18 protein-coding genes are annotated in these 18,653 nt (G+C 42.2%); 13 read left to right on the forward strand and 5 right to left on the reverse strand.

Features of this window, described 5'->3' with window-relative positions:
- Positions 1-3: 3 nt before the first annotated feature.
- Positions 4-804: an NAD kinase gene (locus IEU81_RS01010; RefSeq protein ID WP_231957116.1), complete on the reverse strand. Its 801-nt coding sequence runs from the start codon at positions 802-804 to the stop codon at positions 4-6.
- Between the two features lie 238 nt (positions 805-1,042).
- On the opposite strand from IEU81_RS01010, the gene sppA reads away from it, so the two are divergent.
- The 5 genes from sppA to IEU81_RS01035 all read left to right on the forward strand — a co-directional run bounded on the left by sppA (position 1,043) and on the right by IEU81_RS01035 (position 5,537).
- Positions 1,043-2,044: a signal peptide peptidase SppA gene (sppA, locus tag IEU81_RS01015; RefSeq protein WP_186089879.1), complete on the forward strand. Its 1,002-nt coding sequence runs from the start codon at positions 1,043-1,045 to the stop codon at positions 2,042-2,044.
- A 12-nt stretch (positions 2,045-2,056) separates the two neighbouring features.
- The gene (locus IEU81_RS01020; RefSeq protein ID WP_186089881.1) at positions 2,057-2,638 is read left to right on the forward strand and encodes an RDD family protein; all 582 of its coding nucleotides are present in this window, start codon (positions 2,057-2,059) and stop codon (positions 2,636-2,638) included.
- A gap of 107 nt (positions 2,639-2,745) precedes the next feature.
- Positions 2,746-3,645 (forward strand): class I SAM-dependent methyltransferase, encoded by a 900-nt coding sequence (locus tag IEU81_RS01025; protein WP_186089883.1) that lies wholly within the window; start codon positions 2,746-2,748, stop codon positions 3,643-3,645.
- Positions 3,646-3,650: 5 nt separating this feature from the next.
- Positions 3,651-4,841, forward strand: coding sequence for an acetate kinase (locus tag IEU81_RS01030; RefSeq protein ID WP_186089884.1), 1,191 nt, complete (start codon positions 3,651-3,653; stop codon positions 4,839-4,841).
- A 171-nt stretch (positions 4,842-5,012) separates the two neighbouring features.
- Positions 5,013-5,537: a cysteine hydrolase family protein gene (locus IEU81_RS01035; protein ID WP_092600069.1), complete on the forward strand. Its 525-nt coding sequence runs from the start codon at positions 5,013-5,015 to the stop codon at positions 5,535-5,537.
- A 161-nt stretch (positions 5,538-5,698) separates the two neighbouring features.
- On the opposite strand, the gene IEU81_RS01040 is transcribed toward IEU81_RS01035, so the two are convergent.
- Positions 5,699-6,754 carry an LLM class flavin-dependent oxidoreductase gene (locus tag IEU81_RS01040; protein WP_186089886.1) on the reverse strand — a complete coding sequence of 352 codons (1,056 nt, stop codon included), beginning with the start codon at positions 6,752-6,754 and terminating at the stop codon, positions 5,699-5,701.
- Positions 6,755-6,860: 106 nt separating this feature from the next.
- Positions 6,861-7,358 carry a universal stress protein gene (locus tag IEU81_RS01045; RefSeq protein WP_092600075.1) on the reverse strand — a complete coding sequence of 166 codons (498 nt, stop codon included), beginning with the start codon at positions 7,356-7,358 and terminating at the stop codon, positions 6,861-6,863.
- Between the two features lie 144 nt (positions 7,359-7,502).
- On the opposite strand from IEU81_RS01045, the gene ald reads away from it, so the two are divergent.
- Positions 7,503-8,618 (forward strand): alanine dehydrogenase, encoded by a 1,116-nt coding sequence (gene ald, locus IEU81_RS01050; RefSeq protein WP_092600078.1) that lies wholly within the window; start codon positions 7,503-7,505, stop codon positions 8,616-8,618.
- A 60-nt stretch (positions 8,619-8,678) separates the two neighbouring features.
- Here ald and IEU81_RS01055 read toward each other — a convergent pair whose 3' ends face one another.
- Positions 8,679-9,254, reverse strand: coding sequence for a hypothetical protein (locus IEU81_RS01055; protein ID WP_186089887.1), 576 nt, complete (start codon positions 9,252-9,254; stop codon positions 8,679-8,681).
- 102 nt (positions 9,255-9,356) lie between these two features.
- Between IEU81_RS01055 and IEU81_RS01060 the strand changes: the two genes are divergently transcribed.
- The gene (locus tag IEU81_RS01060) at positions 9,357-10,043 is read left to right on the forward strand and encodes a metal-dependent hydrolase (protein WP_092600084.1); all 687 of its coding nucleotides are present in this window, start codon (positions 9,357-9,359) and stop codon (positions 10,041-10,043) included.
- Between the two features lie 122 nt (positions 10,044-10,165).
- The gene (locus tag IEU81_RS01065) at positions 10,166-11,428 is read left to right on the forward strand and encodes a DRTGG domain-containing protein (protein WP_186089889.1); all 1,263 of its coding nucleotides are present in this window, start codon (positions 10,166-10,168) and stop codon (positions 11,426-11,428) included.
- A 50-nt stretch (positions 11,429-11,478) separates the two neighbouring features.
- On the opposite strand, the gene IEU81_RS01070 is transcribed toward IEU81_RS01065, so the two are convergent.
- Complete coding sequence (locus tag IEU81_RS01070) at positions 11,479-11,847, reverse strand: YtpI family protein (protein WP_092594985.1); 369 nt, start codon at positions 11,845-11,847, stop codon at positions 11,479-11,481.
- A gap of 76 nt (positions 11,848-11,923) precedes the next feature.
- Here IEU81_RS01070 and IEU81_RS01075 point away from each other — a divergent pair, with 76 nt between their 5' ends.
- The 5 genes from IEU81_RS01075 to accD all read left to right on the forward strand — a co-directional run bounded on the left by IEU81_RS01075 (position 11,924) and on the right by accD (position 18,653).
- Positions 11,924-12,880, forward strand: a complete 957-nt coding sequence (locus IEU81_RS01075; RefSeq protein ID WP_092594983.1) for a DHH family phosphoesterase — start codon at positions 11,924-11,926, stop codon at positions 12,878-12,880.
- Positions 12,881-12,894: 14 nt separating this feature from the next.
- Positions 12,895-16,053, forward strand: coding sequence for a DNA polymerase III subunit alpha (locus IEU81_RS01080; RefSeq protein WP_186089890.1), 3,159 nt, complete (start codon positions 12,895-12,897; stop codon positions 16,051-16,053).
- A gap of 66 nt (positions 16,054-16,119) precedes the next feature.
- Positions 16,120-17,355 carry an NADP-dependent malic enzyme gene (gene ystJ, locus IEU81_RS01085; RefSeq protein ID WP_092594979.1) on the forward strand — a complete coding sequence of 412 codons (1,236 nt, stop codon included), beginning with the start codon at positions 16,120-16,122 and terminating at the stop codon, positions 17,353-17,355.
- A gap of 2 nt (positions 17,356-17,357) precedes the next feature.
- Positions 17,358-17,780, forward strand: coding sequence for a FadR/GntR family transcriptional regulator (locus tag IEU81_RS01090; protein WP_092594977.1), 423 nt, complete (start codon positions 17,358-17,360; stop codon positions 17,778-17,780).
- Between the two features lie 18 nt (positions 17,781-17,798).
- Complete coding sequence (gene accD, locus IEU81_RS01095; RefSeq protein ID WP_092594975.1) at positions 17,799-18,653, forward strand: acetyl-CoA carboxylase, carboxyltransferase subunit beta; 855 nt, start codon at positions 17,799-17,801, stop codon at positions 18,651-18,653.

An 18,653-nucleotide genomic window follows, 5' to 3' on the forward strand; every position in this document is an offset into this window, starting at 1 on the left:
TATTTACAGGAAGTTTCTCTGCGTCTTATGCCAGAAAGTATTATTGTGCAGTTTAATGGTGTTGATTGTTTTATCGCTTAATTTAACTTTAACTGTTTCAGTATTCTGCACGCTGAGCGCCTCGTTATCCATGCTCATAATTGGATAGTAGTCGACAGAGCGGTCGATGACGAGTGTAATCGGGCGGGCTTTAGATAATAGAAAGCTCGTGCCGAGCGTTCTATGGTGATTGTTGTTTACACTGCCGAGTTCCGTCACTTGCATGGCGCTGATCAAGGGATCAACGACAGCGCCGCCAAGTGATTTGTTGTAGCCGGTCGAGCCGGTCGGCGTAGAAATCACTATGCCATCGCCGTTAAAATGTTCAAATAAAAAGTCATCGATATATAAATCCATCATAATTGTTTTGACCAGACTCGACCGCAAAGTAAATTCATTGAGACAGTAGTTCGGCTGATTGTCATTAATTTTTACTTCAATGACAGGATAGTTCCTGACTTCAAAGTTATTCATTTTGAAAACCTGTTTGATTTCAGCAAGATTATGGTAATTAAAGTCAACATACATATAGTTTCTTTCTTCAATGCCGATACCGATATACATGCAGTCACTTCTAAAATCGTTCTTTCTGACAGCTTGTAAGAAAGCGCCGTCGCCGCCGACTGATGCAACAATACGGGCATCTTCACTGCGTTCAACTGCAGTGATTCCGAGATCTTCAAAAAGTAATTTTAAATCACTGACTATTTTTTTAGAGTTTTTATTATTAGGTTCAAAGAAATAAATAGTATTATTTTCCATCATTCACATACCCCTATTTTATCCGTCTGTGTCACAATCAAAGCTGCGGATATTTTCTTATTTAATTAATTATTTCAAATTATATACCAGTGAGGAAATTATTGCATGACGGCAATTTGTCCAGATTTCCATTTCCTTGATATTAAAAGCATTTATTTGATAAAAAAATTTTTACTGTCGAGCGAAACATAATTAAAAAAGTGTTATCATGACAATGACTTTTAAATTAGGAGGAAATTTTATGAAAAGAATTATCGCTTTAGTGTCAGCCATTGCGATTGTCATTCTGGGACTCGGTACGTCCTTTATGACTTCGTTGTGGGCAAGTGACTGGCAGGATATGTTCGATGAATTCTCAGGGGCAATGGCGCCTGCGTCACAAGTGCTTGAAGAAGGGGATGCCGGCAATAAAATTGCTGTCGTTAACTTTGACGGCGTTATTCAGGATACAGGATCAACTGGCGGCGGCATGTTCGCAGCACAAGGCTACGATCACCCGATGACGATTCAGGCCTTAAAAGATATTGCAGCTGACGATACATACAGTGCAGTATTATTAAATGTTAATTCGCCAGGCGGCGGTGTTTTCGAAAGTGCGGAAATACACAAACATTTAATGGATATAAAAGAAAGCGGTAAAACAATCTACAGCTCTATGGGCAATATGGCAGCTTCAGGCGGCTACTATGTGTCTGCACCGGCTGACCAGATTTTTGCCACGGATGAAACGATTACCGGTTCAATCGGTGTGATTATGCAAAGCATGAACTACAGTGAACTGGCTGAGAATTACGGTATTTCATTCGACGTGTATAAGAGCGGCAAGATGAAAGATATGATGTCAGCTTCAAGAGAAGCAACAGATGAAGAGAAAGAATATATTCAAGGCATCGTCGATACGATGTTCCAGGACTTCGTTGATGTAGTGGCTGACGGCCGCGGCATGTCTGAAGAACAAGTGAGAGAACTCGCTGACGGCCGTATTTATTTAGGCGGCGAAGCGATTGAAAATGGCCTGGTCGACCAGGAAGGCTACTTTGAAGATGCACTGGCTTCACTTAAAGAAGAAATCGGCGGCACACCTCAAGTGGTTGAATTTGGCGGCGTGGAAAACACATCATTCCCGTTCGGTGTTAAAATTCAAAACGCAATTGAAAGTATTACCGGCGGCGGAGAAGTGAAAATGGTTCAGGAACTGATTAATAACCGTCAAGGCATTGAACCGATGTATCTATATGAATAAGGAGGGATTTAGATGGAAGAGCATGCCGTTACAGTAAGAAAAGATACGGATTATATCCAGCAGCTGAAGTTTATGTCGCATTCCAGCTTTTTCCCGAGATTCATCAGTTATCTTATAGATATACTCGTCCTTTGGGGTGTGAGTCAGCTGACCATTGTACCATTATTGACAGTGTTCGGTGTGAGAGATGTGTTCTTCGGTATCGAAGCGCTGTCCCTTGAAAATATTGCGACGACACTCTTGTATTTTATCTACTTTACACTGATGACTTATTTCTTAAAACAAACGCTCGGCAAGATGATTCTCGGTATTAGTGTCGTATCGTCTAAAGGGACTAAATTGACTTTCAGCCAAGTGTTTTTCAGAGAAACTATCGGCAGAATAATTTCTAACTTTTTACTGTACTTGCCGTACTTAGCCGTATTATTCACGGATGCAAAAATAGGGCTCCACGATTTTATCGGTGATACGTATGCAGTGAACAATAAGTACAAGGAATATACAGAAGTCATTCAGCAGGAAATAAGAGAAGATAAGGCTGAAAAACTGCAGGAAAAAGAAGAATACGATCATGTCTCACAACGCAATTTTTAAAAAGCTGATGTGAAGTGTTTGAAGCAGCAGCAGTGATATAATATAATCAGGTAACTAGGACTATCCTAATCATGGATAGTCCATATTTTGTTTAAAGAGGGATATTAATGGCGAAAACTGCGATGGAACAAGTATATGAAGAATTAATCAACAGAATAGATGAAATCGTTAAAAAAGATGAAAAACCGAGATTGGAAGCCTTAGCGGAAAGCCTGCTGCAAGTTGAAGCTGACGGTTCAATGAGCGATATGAGAAAAGCATTTCAGTTTGCTTATCTGTATCAGGTCAAAGAAGAACCCGTTCAGAGCAATCACCAGCTGACGCCGGATGCGATCGGCTATTTAGTCGCGCATATTATCGATTTATTTACTGAAGGCAAGGAAACAGAACTGCTCGATATCGGCAGCGGCACTGGACACTTAGCGATGACAATTAAAGAAATGGTGGATCATGTTAATTTATCAGGTGTTGAAGTGGACCCGGCGCTGGCAGAAATTAACGCAAACTTATGCGAGTTTTTAAAAGTACCGATGTATATTCACCCGCAAAATGTCGTTGAACCGAGCAGAATTCCGACAGGTGATGTTGCTGTCGGTGACTTGCCGGTCGGCTATTATCCGCTGCCAGCAGTGAATTACAAAACTGCATTTGAAGAAGGGCAGAGCTATGCGCATCTTTTAATGCTTGAAGCCGGCATGAATTTATTGAAAGACGACGGGCTCGGGGTCTTTATCGTGCCGTCGAATACGCTTGAAGAAAATAATGAAACGATTAAAAAATATATTTCTGAAGATGCGACACTGCTGATGTTCTTAAATCTTCCGTCGACGATATTTAAAACAGAAAAACAGCGCAAGTCGATTATCGTGCTTAAAAAAGGATTCTCTCCAATGATTAATAACGAAGTATTGATCGGCGATGTCCCTGATTTTAAAAACGGAGCAAAAATGCAGGAATTTTTACGTCAGCTTAACGATTGGCATGAACAATACAGCAGAAAGCAGTGATTGACATGACTAAAATTATTGCGATAAACGCCGGCAGTTCTTCTTTTAAATTCGAACTATTTGAGATGCCTGCAGAAAAAGAAATCGCGCGCGGTCTGATCGAGCGCATCGGACTCGGTGAAGGGAAGTTTACGCTTCAGTCCGCCGCCGGCCGGGAATCGATTGAAAGAAATTTTAAAAACCATACAGAAGCAGTTAACGTCATGCTGGAATCTTTGGTGAGTAAAAATATTATTCGTTCACTCGATGAAATCGAAGGAACGGGCCATCGTGTCGTTCACGGCGGAGAAACTTTTTCTGAAGCCGTTGTAATCGATGAAGCCGTAGTGAAGGAAATTGAACATCTGTCGGAATTTGCGCCGCTCCATAACCCGGCGAATTTAATGGGCATTCATGCCATGGTGGAACTGCTGCCGGACGTCACGCACGTTGCAGTATTTGATACGTCATTTCACCAGACAATGCCGGAGAGCTCTTATTTATACAGTCTGCCTTACAAATATTATAAGGATTATAGAATACGTAAATTCGGCTTCCACGGCACGAGTCATAAATATGTAACTGAACGGGCAAGTAAATTGTTAAAACGGCCGCTGGAAGAACTCAGACTGATCAGCTGCCATTTAGGCAACGGTGCGAGTATTGCAGCCGTTAAAGCAGGCAAGTCGCTCGATACGTCGATGGGCTTTACGCCATTAGCAGGTGTGACGATGGGAACGCGGTCGGGAAATATCGACCCGTCTCTCATACCTTATATTATGGAGAAAACGAATAAAAGTGCAGTTGAAGTGCTGAACGTCTTAAACAGAGAATCAGGGCTCTTAGGCGTCAGCGGTTTTTCAAGCGATCTAAGAGATATTACAGACGAAGCCAAAAGAGGCAATGAACGAGCGGAACTGGCACTGGAAGTATTCGGCTCCAGCATACATAAATATATGGGATCATATGCAGCGAGAATGGGCGGAGTCGATGCAATTATCTTCACTGCTGGTGTTGGGGAGAACTCGGCTTTGATTCGTGAAAAGGTGCTGGACAGTTTAGAATTCATGGGTGTTTATCTCGATAAGAAAACGAATAACCAGACAGTCGGAACCGAAGCGACAATCAGTCATTCCTATTCGCCGGTAAAAGTGCTGGTGATACCAACCGACGAAGAAGTCATGATTGCGAGAGAAGTAATGGACTTGATGGGATGATGCTTCATATGAAATCAGAGCGCTATTTGGAGTGTGTTCATCAGCTGAACAAGATGAGCGATGTATCTTAATATTTAAATTAAAACACCATCTTTGGCGGAATTCTGCTGAAGGTGGTGTTTTATCGGGTATAAAAATAAGAGTGAATCAAATAGGACGGGATGTGTGAGTATGCTGATTGTTATCGATGTTCAAAACGATGCATTTGATGAAAGCGGTTCGAATTATACCGAGTCTGCAAAAAAAATTATGGATGGCATTGCGAAAAGAATCGATCGTGCGGTAGCCAATGAGGAATCTGTGATTTATACGAAGAATTTATATCCGGACTTTGAATATGATGAACGCTCTGCGGCCGCTATTCATTTTGATGAAGCAATTTACCCCGAATTTCTTGAACGCCTTGAAATATATGGGGATGAGTATACGAAAACCTTTTACGGCATACCGCCGGAGCAGGCTAAAAATATATATGAAAACTATAAAGAGGAAGTAAAAACAAATCATATTATTGAATTTATCGGTGTTGAAACGAACGTTTGTGTCCTCGCGAATATTATGGTCATACAGAATATATTTCCCGAAGCAAATATGACAGTGAACAAAAATTTAGTTGCCGCATCCAATCAAGATTTGCATCACAAGACACTTGAAATTTTGTCGAACATGAATGTGTTTATAGTAGATGATAAATGATTGTATCGGGTTGATGATGGGGGATCATCTGCCTGAAAGGCGGTTTCTCCCGTATCCCGTCACTGGCGCACCCACAACGCCCTAACAAACGGAAGCACCAATCCATCACCCCACAAAAACACATAAAAAGGATACCTCAACAAGGTATCCTTTATTTATATCTATTGATTACGTTCTGCATCTATTTTTTTAATGCCTTCACGAACCAACGGTGCTACTTTTTCGCCGAATAGCTCGATTGTTCGGATGACCTGATCGTGCGGCATTGTGCCGACGGGTGTTTGCAGTGTAAATCGCTCTATTCCCATGTGTTCATATAAAGCTATGATTTTTCTTGCGACTGTTTCCGGGCTGCCGACATATAAAGCGCCTTCCGGATCGCACATGACATCGAAGGCTTCTCTTGTATATTCTCCCCAGCCGCGTTCGCGTCCGAGTTTCGACATCGATGTCGATATAGAAGGGAAGAATAAATCCCGTGCTTCGCCGTCTGTATCCCAAATAAATCCATGGGAGTTTGTTGCAACTTTCAGCTTACTCTTATCGTGACCGGATGCTTCACCGATTTGACGGTAAAAGTCTGCGATTCTTGCGAATTGAAATGGGCTGCCGCCAATTATCGCGAGGACTAAAGGTAAACCGAGTTCGGCTGCACGTTTAGCGGATTGAGGTGTACCGCCGCTCGCGATCCAAATCGGGATTTGATCCTGGACCGGTTTAGGGAAAATTTCTGCATCTTTAAGTTCAGGTCTGTGTGTACCGGACCAGTTAATCTTACCGCCTTTTTGCAGCGTTAACAGCAGGTCCAGTTTTTCATTAAACAGCGTATCGTAGTCGTTTAAATCGTAACCAAACAATGGAAATGATTCGATAAACGACCCGCGTCCTGCCATAATTTCAGCACGGCCGTTTGAAATGCCGTCGAGTGTAGAGAAGCGTTCATAGACGCGGACGGGATCGTCTGAAGACAGGACGGTGACACCGCTCGACAGTTTGATATTTTTACTGACCGCAGCGCCTGCTGCCAGCACAACGTCCGGTGCACTGACCGCATAGTCATTTCTGTGGTGTTCACCGACAGTAAATACATCGAGACCCACGCGGTCTGCTGCTTCTATTTCTCGTACGAGTTCCTGCAGGCGTTCTGCATGAGTGATTGTTCGACCTGTTTGAGGGTTTAAGACCGCATCGCCAAACGTATTAATTCCAAGTTCCATAATAACCTCCGCTAGTAATTTTCTTAAGTTTATACGATTTATTCAAAATAAAAAAGCAACGAGCCTCGGAATGAGGCTCATTACTCTTTAAATGATAGTTTTAACTTTAGCGGTTTTCTTTCATAAACTCTTCAGTCGCTACAAGCGGCTCAAAGTCTGTAGGTAATGTTTCAGTACGTACGACGAGCACGTCACATTTAGCATTTCTGACGATTGCTTCGGATACTGACCCGATAATGAAACGCTCTACTGCGTTTAGACCAGTCGAACCACAGGCAATCAAATCTGCGCCGATTTTTTCTACTGCTTTTTTAGGAATAATAGATTTTGGAGAACCGTAGTCGATAATTTTCTCTACATGTTCAACGCCTTTATCCATCGCGGCTTTCTCATATCCGTCTAACAGTTTCTGAGCAAATTCATTTGCACGAGCTGAAATCGAGCGGTCATAAGCCTCAACAGATGCGAATGAACGCGTGTCGATTACGTTGATAATTGAAAGTTTTGAGTTGTTACGTTTGGCAGCTTCGACTGCTTTCTGGAATGCCCATTCTGCTTCATGTGAACCGTCTACTGCAACTAGGATGTTTTGATACTGTAACATTTCTAAATCAACTCCATTTCTTCTTCTTATTTATACTATACCACATGTATGCGCTCTCAAAACTTATAATATTAAGACAATTTTAGACTAATTTATGAATTATTATGATACAATAAATTTGTTTGAGAAAAGGGGGATTTTATAATGATTATTGGAGTACCAAAAGAAGTTAAAAACAATGAAAACAGAGTGGGGCTGACGCCGGGCGGAGTTTACGCATACGTAAAAGCCGGCCATACTGTTCTCGTTGAAAAAAATGCAGGAAGCGGTTCCTTTTTTGAGGATCAGGCCTATGTTGACATGGGTGCGAAAATTGTAGATACAGCTGATGAAGCATGGTCTGCAGAAATGGTAGTGAAAGTAAAAGAGCCATTGGCTGAAGAATTCGATCGTATTCAAGAAGATTCAATTCTCTTTACATATCTCCACCTTGCACCTGAAGAAGCTTTAACACAAGTTTTAGTCGATAAAAAAGTGACGGCGATTGCTTATGAAACAATTCAGCTGCCTGACGGCTCTCTGCCGCTGCTGGCACCGATGAGTGAAGTGGCAGGACGCATGGCACCGCAAGTCGGTGCAGAACACTTGAAAATTATTAACGGCGGTAAAGGTATTCTCCTTAGCGGTGTACCGGGCGTTGAGAAAGCTAAAGTTACAATTGTCGGCGGGGGAGCCGCAGGTACAAATGCTGCCAAAATGGCAGTCGGCCTGGGTGCTGATGTGACAATTTTAGACTTGAATCCAAAACGCTTAAAAGAGCTGGATGATTTATTTGGACCGCGCGTACAGACATTAATGTCGACACCGCTGAACATTAAAGCATCAGTTGAATCGAGCGACCTTGTTATTGGTGCAGTGCTGATTCCGGGAGCGAAAGCACCTAAATTAGTTACTAAAGAAATGATTAAGAACATGGCGCCGGGCTCAGTTATCGTCGATATCGCTATCGATCAGGGCGGTATTTTTGAAACGACTGACCGCATTACAACACACGACGATCCGACATATGTGAAACACGGTGTCATTCATTACGCTGTGGCAAACATGCCGGGTGCTGTGCCGCGTACATCAACAAATGCGCTGACAAATGCAACACTGCAGTACGGTTTATTAATTGCAAATAACGGCTACAAAGAGGCAGTGGCTAAAAACCCTGTAATTGCAGGCGGCTTTAACACATTTAAAGGCCATGTCACTTATAAAGCAGTTGCTGAAGCACAAAACAGAGAATATAAAGATATTCACGATTTACTCGTATAAAGTAAAAGAGCAGCCCAGCGGCTGCTTTTTTTATTTGGATTTTGACACTATTCCATTCAATTATTTCTCTATTACGGTTACATCAAAGGGAATACTTTTCTTCAAGTCTTCAAGCTGCTCCGGCCGAATCAGCGGAATAATGGATAAGCGCTTTTTAACATGCATTTTTAATTTAGCTAAAGGCTGTAAAGCTTTAAAATCTTTAATATCGATATCCCTGAGATCATACATGACACCGGACACATCTTTTTCGATAAAAATCTCAGCCAGCCTGCTATGTAAAAAGTAAGGTACTTGAGTAAAGGCATGGCCGATAATAAAATGCTTATTTTTAATTTCGTTAGATAAAGTCTCAAGCAATACAGTATCTACGTCATGATAGTCGCGGGTAAACACCTGATCGATAATATAACCGTCAGCATCCTGGTGACTTCTGATCGTCTCGATTAAAGTATTTTCAACCATAAAGCGATTTGATTCGTAAAAGTTATTGACCGTAATGAAAATTTCATTGTCCGGTGTAAGTTCGCGCTGCATTTTAGGCAGGATTAAATTCGGCGTATTAAAATCGGGATAGGAAAACAGTACGGGCTGGGCTTCTATCGTCAGTTCATGTGTTAAATATATTTGTTTCATTAACAAACAGCTCCTTATAAAAAATGTTCTATATATATGATTATTAAAAAGTGATTCAGGGAATAGAAAATTATTAACCAAAAGAAAACAGGAGTGGTAATTTTGACTGTAAAATATCATGGACATTCAGTATTGTCATTTAATAGTAACGATACGGACGTGATTATCGACCCATTTATTAGCGGCAACGAATTAACAGATTTAACTGCTGCTGATGTTAAAGCTGATTATATTATACTAACACACGGCCACAATGACCACGTAGGCGATACGATTGACATTGCAAAAAATAATGATGCAACGGTCATTGCACCGGTAGAACTTGCCAATTATTTAGACGGCCAGGGCTTAAAAACTGTCGGTATGAATACCGGCGGGGAAGGCGAATACGAATTTGGCAAAGTAAAATTCGTCCATGCCTTCCACACGTCGAGCTTTACCGATGAAGATGGTGTGGCACACTACACCGGTGAACCGATGGGTCTGATTTTAACAATTAACGGTAAGAAAGTATACGTAACAGGAGATACAGGCTTATTCGGCGATATGGAGCTTATTTCAAAAACAAACGGTCCAATCGACGTCTGCTTTATTCCAATCGGCGACCATTTTACTATGGGTGTTGACGATGCGGCATACGCAGTTAATAAACTGATTAAACCGATTATAGCAGTGCCGGTTCATTACGATACTTTCCCGCCGATTAAACAGGATCCGGAAGACTTTAAAAACAAAATCGATACCGCTTGCCAGATTTTAAAACCGGGCCAGGCAGTCGAATTTTCATAAGTAAATGATATTGAAGCGGTCTGGAAATATGTCTGACATATTTCCGGCCGCTTTTTCTTTTTTACAGTTCAATTATTCGTGCTATGATAAATTTAAGGTGAAATAAAGAAACGGGTGAAGACATGTCGAAACATGAAGATATTTTAAAATATATTAGAGGGCTCCGTGAAGGCAGCAGTTTATCTGTACGGCAAATTTCAGGTTACATGGGAGTGTCTCTCGGCACGAGTTACCGTGCGATTAAACAGGCGGAACAGGACGGTCTCGTCAAAACGATAGAGCGCGTCGGGACTTTTCGTATCGTGCAGCGTGAAGTGAAGAGCCACGGTAAAATAATGTTCCGCGAAGTGAACCGGGTCATCCAGGGTACTGTTTTATCGGGTGAAAACTATCTCGATAAAGAAATATCCAGAATATTAATCGGTGCCATGCAGACTGAAGACCTGGTGAAATATTTAGAACCGAAAGGGCTCTTAATCGTCGGCAACAGAGAAAAGTCTCAGCGAAAAGCGCTTGAAAACGGCGTCGGCTTATTAATTACCGGCGGCTTTGGCACGGGTGAAGAAATATTGAAACTCGCTGAAGAAAAACAGCTGCCGGTCATTTCAACGACGCACGATTCATTTACGTGCGCATCGATTATTCACAGAGAAGTTTACAGCCTGTCGCTGTCACAAAACATCGTCACAGCAGGCAGTTTAATGGTGAGGCAAAAACAATATACGGTCGATATCGAAGATCTCGGCACGGACATTCACCCCGAAGATAAAAATATGATTCTTCTAAACGGCAACCGTTTCGTCGGTGCAATCCGGTCGAGACATTTAGATGAAATGACTAAAGAAAACTATACATCTTATCTGCTGCCGGACTACAGTGCAGAAGAAGATACGACGCTGCTGTCATTAAGGCAAATCATGAGCTGGCATCAGCTGAATATTATACCCGTCGTAGAATCTGGAGATTACAGGGGAATCGTTCACAGAAGAGAAGTATTTAAAAATATCTCTTCCAGAAACTTAAAATCAGGCATGTCGACCGATCAGCTGATCGACAGAGAAATTAAAATCGACAGCAGCAAAATTAATATCAGAGCCATGCCTTTTATGACCGATGAATTCGGTTCCCTGTCTCAAGCTAATTTTATGAGGCTGGCAGAGCGGCTGATTTTAGTCGTCCTGCAGGAAAATCACATTCACAGTTATCACATCGATACTTATAATATTATGAACTTTAAAATTGTGCAGCTCTATCAGGAAATCGAGCTGCAGGGCGTAATTATTGATAAGGGCGAGCAGTTTATCCGCCTGGAAATTGTTCTGAGTGTTCACGGGACGGCGTATTCTAAAGCGACCTTTATGATTCAGCACTTCAATGAGAAATAAAATAACCGGCTGTGATTAATCACAGCCGGTTTTCTAATACATATGTACGATTATTTTTTGTTCTTTTTGGCTTTATTTGCCTTCATTGCTTCGAATTCTTTCCATGCCTGTTCTTCAATGGGCAGGTTTCCTTTAAAATACTTCCGCGCTTTATTAAAATAGAAGAACTGGTAGGCGCCGAGAACGACAAACAGTCCGCCGATTATAAAAGCAACAGTGGTATGGAACTGCAGCATTGAGTTCAAGCCGAAAACGATCAGGAACAAAGCAAGCCAAATTCTAGCAATACTATTGTAATACGCGCTTCTCACATCGCGGACTGTACGAATTTTTCTTACTTTAAAAACGACGAAAAGTATGAATGTGACGACAATCGCTGTGACGAGAAATGACACGGCAAGCGAGTATAAAAATTCCATACGTTACAACTCCAATCTCTTATGTAGTATAATTGATAGATGAATGTAAGTAAATTAATATTGAGGAGTTTCACTAATGTTTAATGAATTAACCGGACACTTAAACGACATAAAAACACATACCAAAGACGTTTTGGATTTAATAGAAAGACACGATGAGATTGTTATTTTAAGACATCAGAAGCCGGATCCCGACGCTTACGGCGCCCAGCTCGGCTTAAGAGCATACTTGAGAAATAAATATCCGGATAAAAGCATTCAAGCCCTCGGTGAAGGAGAACCATCACTCAGCTTTTTAGGTGACATGGACCGGGTGACGACGATTGAATCCCCGCTCGTCATTGTAGTCGATACAGCAAATACTGACCGCATCGACGGCAGTCTCGATTACGCTAAAAAAGTCGTTAAAATTGACCATCACCCGAACGTTGAACTTTACGGCGACGTGTCGATCGTTGAGACCGAAGTGTCCTCAGCCAGCGAACTGATTTACCTGCTGATTCAAAAGTGGGATAAAAACAGCATGACCGATGAAGCAGCTGCTTTATTTTATATGGGCATCGTCGGTGATACAGGGCGCTTTTTATACAACAATACGACACAGTTAACCCATGCGGTGGCATCTAAACTAAAAGAATTCAACTTTGATGCTGCAGGCATGAATAATCTTATGCACCAGTCATCTATTGAGAAATTTAAATATAAAGGCTATTTAATTCATAATGCTGTTTTTACAAATAGCGGTATCGCTTATGTCTACGTCCCAAAATCTGTCATGGCTGAATACGGACTCAGCGTCAGTGAAGCGGGCCTCGACGTTAATATTTTTAGAGAAATTGACGAAGTAAAAGTATGGTTTATCGCTTTAGAAGGTGACGGAGAAATCCGCGTACGCCTGCGTTCAAAAGAAGTCGTTATTAACGACGTGGCAGCTGTCTTTGACGGCGGGGGGCATCCGCTCGCTTCAGGTGTGCGTGTTAAAGATTTAGACGTGCTCGATGAGCTGATTGCAAAAATTGAAGAAAAACTGTAAGAGTAGGTGTTTCAATGCTTAATTTAAATGTGCACAGCGCCTTTGATTTTTTGAATTCAAATATTACTTTAGACCGGTTATTCAGCACCTTAAAAAAAGATGGACAGACTGCAGCGGCTGTAACGGACTTAAACCGCATGCATGCCGTTTACCGTTTTATGGCAGCGGCACCGGCGCATAATATTAAAGCTGTGCCCGGCATGGAAATTATTATTGAAGACGGTATGAACGGAGTACCGCTGGTGCTGCTGGCTAAAAACCGCCAGGGCTATTTGGAACTCGTGCGCCTCAGCGCCATGCTGTCTTATAAAAATTTAAGCCGGACACCTTTGGCTTTTGCGGCTGAAAATATCCATCAGTGTATCGTAATCGGCAAAACTGAGCAGTCGCTTGAAATACTTAGCCAGCTGGCGGCAGATGAAGATGATAAATATACAGCACATGATGTAAAGAACGGTGATCACCGCTACGAAAAAGTGTATTTAAAAGCAGCGCATTACGTTAAACCCGATGAGCGGGGCGCATTGAAAGTGCTGAATGCGATCCGGGACAACGTCAAACTGGATATTGTAAGCGTTGGCAATATGTACGGTGATGATTGTATTCAAACGAGTGATATGATTCCAAAAGAGGCTGAAATTTATTTAAAAAATAATCAGGCCGTGCTTGATAAATGCAATGTGCCGCTGCCCTCAGTTCAGCATACGCTGCCTGTATTTGATAATCCGGATAAGATCAGTTCAAAAGATTACTTAATGAAGCAGCTGAAAGACAAATTTAAACGCTTTGAAGACAGACCGGATGCAGCTGAATATTTAAAACGGTTAAATTACGAATACGGTATTATTACTGATATGGGCTTTGAAGATTACTTTTTGATTGTGGCAGATGTTGTGAACTATGCTAAATCAAACGGTATTTACGTCGGGCCGGGCAGGGGGTCGTCCAGTGCCAGTCTCGTGTCCTATCTGTTAAATATTACGGAAATCGATCCGCTCGAACATCATTTGCTGTTTGAACGTTTTTTAAATCCTGAACGCGTGAATATGCCGGATATTGATATCGATTTTGAAGACTCAAGAAGAGATGAAGTCGTTGAATACTTAATAGAAAAATACGGGAACATGCGGGTCGCGAACATAATTACATACGGGACTTTAAGCGCCAAAATGGCTGCGCGCGATGTCGGCCGTGTGTTCGGTTTTACAGATGATGAGCTGAAGATGATCTCAAACCTGGTGCCGGACGAAGCTGGTGCCTCGCTGGAAGATGCTTTTAGCAGCAAACAATTTAATACATTACTTGAAGCGGACAGTAAATATAAAGCATTCAAAGATATTACTTTAAAAATCGAAGGACTGCCGAGACATACATCGACTCACGCAGCGGGTCTTTTGTTAAGCAGCGAGACGCTGACTAAAAACGTGCCGGTCATTTTTTCAGAAGGGCATGTGATGAGCCAGTGGCCAATGAAAGATGTTGAAGCGGCCGGGCTTTTAAAAATTGATCTGCTCGGTTTAAAAAACTTATCTTTAATCCGCTATATGGTCAGCAGCATTCACCGCACCGATAAATCTTTTTCACTAAATTCTATTCAAGAAGATCCGCGCGTCTATAAAATGCTGTCAAAAGGGCTGACATTAGGTACTTTTCAGCTGGAGTCCGCGGGGATCCGCAGGGTCATTGAAAACTTTAAGCCTGAAAGTCTAAAAGACCTGGCAGCGGTTCTGGCACTCTACCGGCCGGGTCCAATGAAAGAAATCGATAACTTTATCTACAGAAAAGAGCACCCGGAAACGATTAAATATCCCCACGAAGATTTAGAGGATATTTTAAAAGAAACATTCGGCGTCATCGTCTATCAGGAACAGATTATGCAGATTGCCGGTAAAATTGCCGGTTTCAGTTACGGCGAGGCAGATATTTTAAGGCGTGCCATGGGCAAAAAAGACAGAGCAGCACTGACCAACGAACGCACGCACTTTATAGACGGCGCTGTTAAGCAGAAATACAGCACACAGCTTGCAGAAGATATTTTTGATTTGATTATGGAATTTGCGGACTACGGTTTCGTCAAAAGCCACGCGGTCGCATACGGTCAAGTGGCTTATACGATGGCCTATATCAAACTGCATTATCCCGAATATTTTTACGCAGTCATTTTAACGCACCACCGGAGCAACGATGAGAAAATCAGTCAGCTGCTCAGTGAATTAAAAGTAATGCGGATTCAGCTGCAGCCGCCTGATATTAATCAGTCTCTGTGGCAAAACACTAAAGACGAAGGGATATTGCTCGGTTTCTCTATGATCAGCGGTATTTCAAAACCTTTATATGAAGCCATAGTCAATGCTAAAAAAGCCGAAGGGCCTTTTAAAGATATTTTTGATTTGACGGCACGAACCGATTTTAAATTCAATGAGAAGATACTCAGGAATTTAATTATGTCAGGTGCACTCGATTCGTTCGAAGAAAACCGCAAGACGATGCTGCAGACGATACCGGATGTCTTATCGACGGTCAGTGACGGATATCAGCACGACTCGTTCTTAAGCTCCCTCGGTTTTAATCTTAAAAAGGAATATCATTACGCAGAAGAAATGAGCGGACTTGAAAAGATTGAAGGCGAGAAGGAAGCGCTCGGTTTTTATATTTCAACGCATCCGGTTTTATTAAAACACCAGGCGCTGGAATTTATACCGTTTTCGCTGATTCACCATAAGAGAAAGTACGGCAAGTATTTACTCTGCATCGAGGATTACCGGACGATTAAAGTGAAAAAGACCGGTCAAAATATGGCTTTTCTGACTTTAACGGACGGTCATTCGACGATCGACGGCGTCCTGTTTGCTAAAGAGTACTTTAAGTATCATCCGCTCTTACAGCATTCGCTCGTCGCAGCTTCAGCGACATACGGCATGAGGCAGGGGAAACCGCAGCTTGTCATTGATGAATTGTATTCACTTGACGACTATGTTCAGAATTATGTTAAGAAAACCCGAAAGATTTATATTAGAGACGTTGATATTAAGGAAATCTCAGAGCTGCTCTCATCAGACGGTGTGCCGATTCACGATTTTAATACAGGCGACGTCGCCGGTTATATTAAAACGAGCAATATAGAGCCGCTGATTTCTAAAATTCACTATGAAAATATTCGATTAATCGTGTAAATCTATTGTAAAGCAAAAAATAAAATGATAATATACCGTGGTATGACCACTTTAGGAGGAACTAATTTGTCTTTAAAAAGCGATGCATTAGAACTGCACAAAGTTAACCAGGGAAAACTTTCCGTAAACTCAAAAGTAACCTTAAAGGATAAAGAAGCGCTCAGCCTCGCGTACTCGCCGGGTGTTGCAGAGCCGTGTAAAGAAATATATGAAGATGAAAGAAAAATTTTCGACTATACAATCAAAGGGAACACTGTCGGTGTTGTGACTGACGGTTCAGCTGTGCTCGGTCTCGGTAATATCGGTGCTGCAGCCAGCCTGCCTGTTATGGAAGGGAAAAGTGCACTGCTGAAAAATTTTGCAGGCGTGGATTCTTTCCCGATTGCTTTAAAAACGAATGATGTTGATGAGATTGTCAACACTGTTAAATTAATGACACCGGTTTTCGGCGGCATTAACTTAGAAGATATTTCTGCACCGAGATGTTTTGAAATTGAAGAGAGACTGAAAAAAGAAACTGACATTCCGGTCTTTCATGACGACCAGCATGGTACAGCTATCGTTACACTGGCCGGTTTAATCAATGCAGTTAAACTGACAGGTAAAACATTATCATCCGTTAAGGTTGTCTTAAACGGTGCGGGCGCTGCAGGCGTGGCAATCGTAAAACTGCTGCACAGCTTCGGTGTTAAAGATATGATTATGTGCGATTCACGCGGTGCGATTTACGAAGGCCGCCCTGAAGGTATGAACCCGATCAAAGATGAAGTTGCTAAGTTTACGAACAGTGACAATGCTGAAGGCAAACTTGTAGATATGATTAAAGACGCAGATGTCTTTATCGGTGTATCCGTAGAAAATGCTGTGACTGAAGACATGGTCCGTTCGATGAAAGAAGACCCGATTATTTTTGCCATGGCAAATCCGACGCCGGAAATTATGCCTGACATCGCGATCGCAGCCGGAGCAAAAGTTGTCGGCACCGGACGCAGCGACTTCCCGAACCAGGTTAATAACGTTCTGGCATTCCCGGGTATCTTCAGAGGTGCTTTAGACGTTCAGTCGACGCACATCAATGAGGAAATGAAAAAAGCAGCGGTCCTTGCTATTGCTGAAATTGTTAAAGAAGACGAATTGACTGCAGAATACGTTATTCCGGATGCCTTCCACCCTGAAGTGGCGCCGCTTGTTGCTGAGCGCGTAGCAGCTGCAGCGATGAATACCGGCGTGTCCCGCATTAAAGTGGAACCGGGCTATGTATATGATAAAACGAAAAAATTAATCAGCGAACTGAATGGTTAAGCATGGAGACTAAAAAAGGTTTGCAGACAATTCTGGAAGAGATAAATAAAATTATCGAAGATCAGAATATTGGTATCGGTGAGAAGATTCCTAGCGAACGTTATTTAAAAGAACGCCTGAATGTCAGCAGGCAGAGTGTCAGAGAAGCGCTCCGGGCGCTTGAACTGATCGGTGTAATCTATGTAAAAAGAGGCGAGGGCACATATCTTGCCAGCATCGACAGCCACCAGCTCTACACATTAATAGCAAAATATCTGCTCCGCACGGACAGACAATATGAAGAGTTAATTGAACTGATGCATATGATTGACTATTATTACGAACATAAATACGATGGTCAAAAAAGTGTTTATGATGATGATAATCAAGTGGTTAAAAGAATTTATAAACTGCTTGAAAAGTATGCTGACGGATATGAGATTTAACTTCTATGGGGTGTAATAATGTTAAAAGATATATTTTTTAAACTGAACAAAAAAGCAAATGACGAACAGGATAAAGACAGCTCGGCTAAAACTCAGGAAACCATTATGACTAAATGCCCGAACTGTAAAAAAATTCTCTATTCCAAAGATCTGCACAAACGCTTAAACGTTTGTTCCAACTGCGACCATCATTTACCAATTATTAGTACAGACCGCATGGAGGCGCTCTTAGACATCGACAGCGGCAAGCCGTTGTTTTCGAATGTCACTTCTGTGAACCCTTTAAATTTCCCGAATTATGAAGAGAAACTCGCTTCTGATAAAGAGAAAACAGGACTTGAAGAAGCGCTGATTGTATCTCATGGGAAAATTATGGGCTCAGAAGCAGTCGTTGCGATTATGGATCCGCGTTTTCGCATGGGGAGCATGGGTTCGGCAGTCGGTGAAAAGCTGGCACGGACTTTTCAATATGCGACAGAACACAGATTGCCGGTCATCGTATTCACTGCCAGCGGGGGTGCCCGCATGCAGGAAGGGATTTTATCGTTAATGCAAATGGCTAAAGTCAGCGTAGCGATTGAAAGACATAATAAGGCCGGTCTCTTATACATTGCTTACATGACCAATCCGACGACGGGCGGCGTATCAGCGTCATTCGCTTCAGTCGGCGATATTAACCTGGCGGAGACAGGGGCGCTGATCGGTTTTGCCGGCCGCCGGGTCATCGAAGAAACGATTAAAGAAAAACTGCCGGATGATTTCCAGACGGCAGAATTTTTACTCAAGCACGGGCAGCTTGATGACGTCGTTAACAGAGTCAATATGAAACGCTATCTTGGCACGATTTTAAAGATGCATGAAGAGGTTGTGTAA

The organism is Jeotgalicoccus aerolatus, from assembly GCF_014635205.1.
Taxonomy (GTDB): domain Bacteria; phylum Bacillota; class Bacilli; order Staphylococcales; family Salinicoccaceae; genus Jeotgalicoccus; species Jeotgalicoccus aerolatus.

Excerpts from the sequence above, each read along its gene's own strand:
- ald (WP_092600078.1), top strand. The coding sequence starts at position 7,503 with ATGATTATTGGAGTACCAAAAGAAGTTAAAAACAATGAAAACAGAGTG.
- IEU81_RS01025 (WP_186089883.1), top strand. The coding sequence starts at position 2,746 with ATGGCGAAAACTGCGATGGAACAAGTATATGAAGAATTAATCAACAGA.
- IEU81_RS01080 (WP_186089890.1), top strand. The coding sequence starts at position 12,895 with ATGCTTAATTTAAATGTGCACAGCGCCTTTGATTTTTTGAATTCAAAT.
- IEU81_RS01065 (WP_186089889.1), top strand. The coding sequence starts at position 10,166 with ATGTCGAAACATGAAGATATTTTAAAATATATTAGAGGGCTCCGTGAA.
- IEU81_RS01055 (WP_186089887.1), bottom strand. The coding sequence starts at position 9,254 with ATGAAACAAATATATTTAACACATGAACTGACGATAGAAGCCCAGCCC.
- IEU81_RS01035 (WP_092600069.1), top strand. The coding sequence starts at position 5,013 with ATGCTGATTGTTATCGATGTTCAAAACGATGCATTTGATGAAAGCGGT.
- IEU81_RS01040 (WP_186089886.1), bottom strand. The coding sequence starts at position 6,754 with ATGGAACTTGGAATTAATACGTTTGGCGATGCGGTCTTAAACCCTCAA.
- IEU81_RS01090 (WP_092594977.1), top strand. The coding sequence starts at position 17,358 with ATGGAGACTAAAAAAGGTTTGCAGACAATTCTGGAAGAGATAAATAAA.
- IEU81_RS01075 (WP_092594983.1), top strand. The coding sequence starts at position 11,924 with ATGTTTAATGAATTAACCGGACACTTAAACGACATAAAAACACATACC.
- IEU81_RS01010 (WP_231957116.1), bottom strand. The coding sequence starts at position 804 with ATGATGGAAAATAATACTATTTATTTCTTTGAACCTAATAATAAAAAC.
- sppA (WP_186089879.1), top strand. The coding sequence starts at position 1,043 with ATGAAAAGAATTATCGCTTTAGTGTCAGCCATTGCGATTGTCATTCTG.
- IEU81_RS01070 (WP_092594985.1), bottom strand. The coding sequence starts at position 11,847 with ATGGAATTTTTATACTCGCTTGCCGTGTCATTTCTCGTCACAGCGATT.
- IEU81_RS01030 (WP_186089884.1), top strand. The coding sequence starts at position 3,651 with ATGACTAAAATTATTGCGATAAACGCCGGCAGTTCTTCTTTTAAATTC.
- IEU81_RS01045 (WP_092600075.1), bottom strand. The coding sequence starts at position 7,358 with ATGTTACAGTATCAAAACATCCTAGTTGCAGTAGACGGTTCACATGAA.
- IEU81_RS01020 (WP_186089881.1), top strand. The coding sequence starts at position 2,057 with ATGGAAGAGCATGCCGTTACAGTAAGAAAAGATACGGATTATATCCAG.
- accD (WP_092594975.1), top strand. The coding sequence starts at position 17,799 with ATGTTAAAAGATATATTTTTTAAACTGAACAAAAAAGCAAATGACGAA.